Origin of the sequence: Bifidobacterium sp. UBA6881 (assembly GCA_002451435.1) — a bacterium.
Classification (GTDB): Bacteria; Actinomycetota; Actinomycetes; order Actinomycetales; family Bifidobacteriaceae; genus Bifidobacterium.
Genome location: DKCF01000079.1, coordinates 1 through 4894, shown reverse-complemented (window position 1 = coordinate 4894; position 4894 = coordinate 1). Strand labels below are relative to the sequence as shown.

At 63.2% G+C, this 4894-nt stretch carries 3 protein-coding genes; 2 read left to right on the top strand and 1 reads right to left on the bottom strand.

All coding sequences use genetic code 11. The features are described from left to right. The coding region (locus B3C64_RS06270) for an ATP-dependent Clp protease ATP-binding subunit (protein WP_291534504.1) at nucleotides 1-2052 on the top strand (2052 nt) is incomplete at its 5' end. Between the two features lie 66 nt (nucleotides 2053-2118). Here B3C64_RS06270 and B3C64_RS06265 read toward each other — a convergent pair. Then, nucleotides 2119-3198, bottom strand: a complete 1080-nt coding sequence (locus B3C64_RS06265) for an ATPase P (RefSeq protein WP_291534503.1) — start codon at nucleotides 3196-3198, stop codon at nucleotides 2119-2121. A 257-nt stretch (nucleotides 3199-3455) separates the two neighbouring features. Here B3C64_RS06265 and B3C64_RS06260 point away from each other — a divergent pair, with 257 nt between their 5' ends. Next, nucleotides 3456-4790, top strand: coding sequence for a DNA recombination protein RmuC (locus B3C64_RS06260; protein ID WP_291534502.1), 1335 nt, complete (start codon nucleotides 3456-3458; stop codon nucleotides 4788-4790). Nucleotides 4791-4894: the final 104 nt, after the last annotated feature.

Genomic DNA, 4894 nt, shown 5'->3' with positions numbered 1-4894 from the left:
GCAGGCGACGTGCCCACGACGTTGCAGAACAAGAAGCTCATCTCGCTCGACCTGGGATCCATGGTGGCCGGTTCGAAATACCGTGGTGAATTCGAGGAACGCCTCAAGAGCGTGCTGCAGGAGATCAAGCAGGCGGACGGCCGGATCATCACCTTCATCGACGAGATCCACACCATCGTCGGCGCGGGCGCGGCCGAAGGCTCCATGGACGCCGGCAACATGCTCAAGCCGATGCTGGCCCGTGGCGAACTGCGCCTGATCGGCGCGACCACGCTGGACGAATACCGCGAGAACATCGAAAAGGATCCGGCGCTCGAACGTCGTTTCCAGCAGGTGTTCGTCGGCGAGCCGAGCGTCGAAGACACCATCGCCATCCTGCGCGGCATCGCGCCGAAATACGAGGCGCACCACAAGGTGACGATCGGCGACGACGCGCTGGTCGCGGCCGCGACCCTGTCGAACCGCTACATCTCCGGCCGCCAGCTGCCCGACAAAGCCATCGACCTGGTCGACGAGGCCGCAGCGCATCTGCGCATGGAACTCGACTCCTCGCCTGAGGAAATCGACGAATTGCAACGCCAGGTCGACCGCCTGAAGATGGAGAAGTCATACCTGCTCGGCAACCCGAAGAACGACAAGGAGGCAAGCGCCGCCGAAACCGGACTGGACGACAGCGCCAAGGAACGCCTCGACGACCTGAACAAGGAAATCGCCGACAAAAGCGAAAAGCTCAACGGGCTGAAGGCACGCTGGGACGCCGAAAAGAACGGCCACAACCGCATCGGCGACCTGCGCAAGAAGCTCGACGAGCTGCGCACCCAGGCAGAACGCTACGAACGCGAAGGCGACCTTGCGAAATCCTCGGCGATCAACTACGGCGAAATCCCCGCCATCCAAAAGGAAATCGCCCAAGCCGAAAAGAACGAAGAGGAAGCCAAGAACGGCGGGGCGGACGCCAACGACACCGCGGTGCCGATGGTCCCCGACCGCGTGGACGCCGACTCCGTCGCAGAAATCGTCTCCGACTGGACCGGAATCCCCGTCGGACGCCTCATGCAGGGCGAAAACGAAAAGCTGCTGCACATGGAAGACCAGCTCGGCAAGCGCGTCATCGGCCAAAAGGAAGCCATCAAGGCGGTCTCCGACGCCGTGCGGCGCTCGCGTGCCGGCATTTCCGACCCGAACCGTCCGACCGGATCGTTCCTGTTCCTCGGGCCCACCGGCGTGGGCAAGACCGAACTGGCCAAGGCGCTCGCCGACTTCCTGTTCGACGACGAGAAAGCCATGGTGCGCATCGACATGAGCGAATACATGGAGAAGGCCTCCGTATCCCGCCTGATCGGAGCCGCGCCGGGCTACGTCGGATACGAGGAAGGCGGACAGCTCACCGAGGCCGTGCGTCGTCGTCCGTACTCGGTCGTGCTGTTCGATGAGGTCGAGAAGGCGAACCCGGAAGTCTTCGACGTGCTGCTGCAGGTGCTTGATGACGGCCGTCTGACCGATGGCCAGGGCAGGACCGTGGACTTCAAGAACACGATCCTCATCATGACGTCGAACCTGGGCTCCCAGTTCCTTGTGGACCAGAGCATGGACGCGGACGCCAAGAAGAAGGCCGTGATGGATGCGGTGCACATGCAGTTCAAGCCCGAATTCATCAACCGTCTGGACGAGATCGTCATGTTCCACCCGCTGACCCGCGACGAGCTGGGCGGCATCGTGAACATCCAGGTCTCGCAGGTCGCCGCACGCCTCACCGACCGTCGCATCAAGCTCGACGTCACCGATTCGGCACGCGATTGGCTGGCCGATACCGGTTACGATCCGGCCTACGGCGCACGTCCGCTGCGTCGTCTGGTGCAGACCGAGGTCGGTGACCAGCTGGCCCGCATGCTGCTCGCCGGCGAAGTGCACGACGGCGACACCGTGCTCGTCGACCAGACCGGCGGCGATCATCTGGAACTGTCGTCCTGGGCGCCGGGCCAGCTCGACGACGACTTCGACGATGACGATGTGACCGTGAACGTCGAAGGCGATTCACCCTCGCGGGACTGACGCGGTAGCCAGATTCCCGGGCTTCCGCTTGGATTTCCGGGGGATCTCAAGAATCCCCGGAAATCCTTAGCGATCGTCGGAGGTGCGGTCGCAAGCCTGCAGGACGAGGCCGGCCACGGCCAGCACGGTGGCGCTGATCAATATGGCGACCGACAGTTTGGGCTGCAAGCCGAACGCCATCCACAGCGCGAACGTCCACACGGCGACGACCATCGTCACCGCGGTGGTGACGCGCAGCACATGCGCATGGACGGTCCGCCTGATTGCGGCGCGGAGGATGCGTTCCTCCGCGCCTTTGCCGTCGTCGGCGGTCATATCGGCCGTGCCGCTTGCCGCGGCCATGCCGGTCGCGCCGCCTGCGTCGTTCGCGTGGTTTATGACGTTCGCGTCGTCCGCATTGCCGGCATTGTCCGATTCGGAAATCCTTCCATCGAACAGGATGACCACCACATGCCGCCGAATCAGCGTGATCGCCAGCGACAACGCGGTGACGATGCCGATGAACGCGAAATACGGCGCATGGAGGTTTTCCGAAAAGATCGAGGAAATCACGCAGAGCAGCAGATTGCACGCGTACACGATCCACATGCCGAGCGACATCAGCGAATCCGCGTTCGGCATGCGTCTTTTCAGCGCCGCGAGACCGAGACGGTGGATGGGCGCCGCGCAGTAGAACATGACCGGCGTGATGACGATGGCATGCAGCCAGGGATTGGCGAGCCAACCGGGGACGGCCGCCCCGCCAAGCAGCAGCGCGCTTACGGTGAACGCGGGGATGGTGAGCGCTGCCGCGATGACGAGGCGTTTGCCGACGTAACGACTCTCCACGCGATCGACAATCGCCGTTTCCGGAGCCGATTCCATCTCCGAGGCCGACGTTCCGGCGGCACCGATGCCGTCGCCGTGCGAAGCGTTGCCGTTGCGGATTTCCCCGGACTCCCCACTGTTTTCGGCGTTTGCGGATGCTGCGTCATGGGATGTCGTGCTTCCGCTGCCCGTGGCATCGACGGCAATTTCGCCGGCGCCGGAGCGAGCCCGTTCGACATCGGCCTCGGTATCGGCGCCAAGCAGCACCTTGAGGATGCCCCACGTCGCGATGGCGGCGATGACGATGGCCACCGCGGCCATGAACAGATCGAATCCCATGATTCCCGAATTCCTTTGCATCTCTCGTTTCCGGATGATTTCCGGTGATGTGCTTACAGCATAATGCAGGTGGCGCGGGAGAGACACGGAGCCATGGATGTTGTGGACCGCGCGGGCACCAAGGTTGTGGGTCTTCACGGTGGTGGGCGGGCGTGGGCCGTATGGTTGCAGATCTCTATGACCGCGGACCTTGGCTACGGCCACCTGCGCATGGACGCTCCCGCGGATTGTCTGGACCATACGGTTGAATCGAACGTATGTTCGATAATCCTGTGGTCGTGGTGATGATATTGGCCGCGGTGGCCGTGCTCGGCGCCGTGGCCGGCTTCTTCGCGGGACGTTCCAAGGGCCAGGAAATGGCCCGCGACGCAAAGGTGTCCGATCTGAACGAGGCGAGGGCGCAGATCGAGGCGAACCGCCAGGACATCGGCGACCTGACCACTTCATTGGCCCGAAGCCGGGCTCAGAACGAAGGTCTCGCCCAGCAGCTGACCTATGTGAAATCGCAGCTTGCGCAGGCTCAGCAGGCAGAGCGGATGCGCGTTGAGCGGGAGCGCGAACGCGCGGCCGAGGAGTCGGAACGCAGGCGGGATGAAGAGGAACGCAAACTGCAGGAGCAGGGCAAGGTGCTGTCCGCCTTGGCTCCGGTGCAGAAGAACCTCGACGCCTTGCAGGAGAAGGTCTCCCAGATCGAAGAAGGACGCAAACGGGAGATGGGCGCGCTCGGCGAGCAATTGAAGGGGCTTGGCGAGCAGCAGGCGCGGCTTGACAAGGAGACCAGTTCGCTGTCGGCCGCCTTGCGCAACAACAAAGTGCGTGGCGCGTGGGGCGAGGCGCAGCTGCGCAACATCGTCGAATCCGCGGGGCTGCTCGAACACGTCGACTTCGACACCCAGGTGGTCGTCACCGATTCGGAAGGCCGCACGCAGCGCCCCGACATGATCATCCACATGCCCGGTGGAAAAACCATCCCCATCGATTCGAAGGCTCCGTACGCCGACTACCAGCGTGCCTGCGAGATTCCCGACACCGCGTCGCCCGAGGAGCTGGAGCGCAAGGACGAGCTGCTGCGTGCCCACGCCAAGGCGGTGCGCGAACATGTGAAGACCTTGGGCAACAAGGCGTATTGGAACGCGTTCCCGGACGCCCCCGATTTCGTGATCGCGTTCATCCCCAACGAATCGCTGCTGCAAGCGGCGTTGGAGACCGATCCGACATTGATGGACGACGCGTTCGCCCAGAAAGTGGCGCTGACGTCGCCGATCACGCTATGGGCGGTGCTCAAATCCGTCGCATACGCATGGCAGCAGCAAAGCCTGACCGATGACGCGAAAATGCTGTTCGACCTTTCGCGCGAATTGTACGAACGGTTCGCGGTATTGGGGGAACGCGCCACCAAGCTCGGCAACTCCATCACCAAAACGGTCAGCGCCTATAACGCGTTTGCGGCGTCATTGGAATCCCGTGTGCTGGTCACCGCGCGCAAGCTGCAGCGCGTGGACCAAAGCAAGGTCATCGAATCCGTGAACATGATCGCGCCCGAAAAGGCGGACATCCGCGAACTCACCGCGCCGGAGACCAGCGAGGAATAGCGTGGTTTGCGACGCCGGCGATGCTCGATGAACGTTGATGAAGAACCAATGCGCGTTGCCGGCAAAAATGGCGAAGTGGCTCCCGCAATGACGAGCCGGAAGGA

Coding starts and splice junctions, on each gene's coding strand:
- B3C64_RS06265 (WP_291534503.1), bottom strand. CDS start 3,198: ATGGGATTCGATCTGTTCATGGCCGCGGTGGCCATCGTCATCGCCGCC.
- B3C64_RS06260 (WP_291534502.1), top strand. CDS start 3,456: ATGTTCGATAATCCTGTGGTCGTGGTGATGATATTGGCCGCGGTGGCC.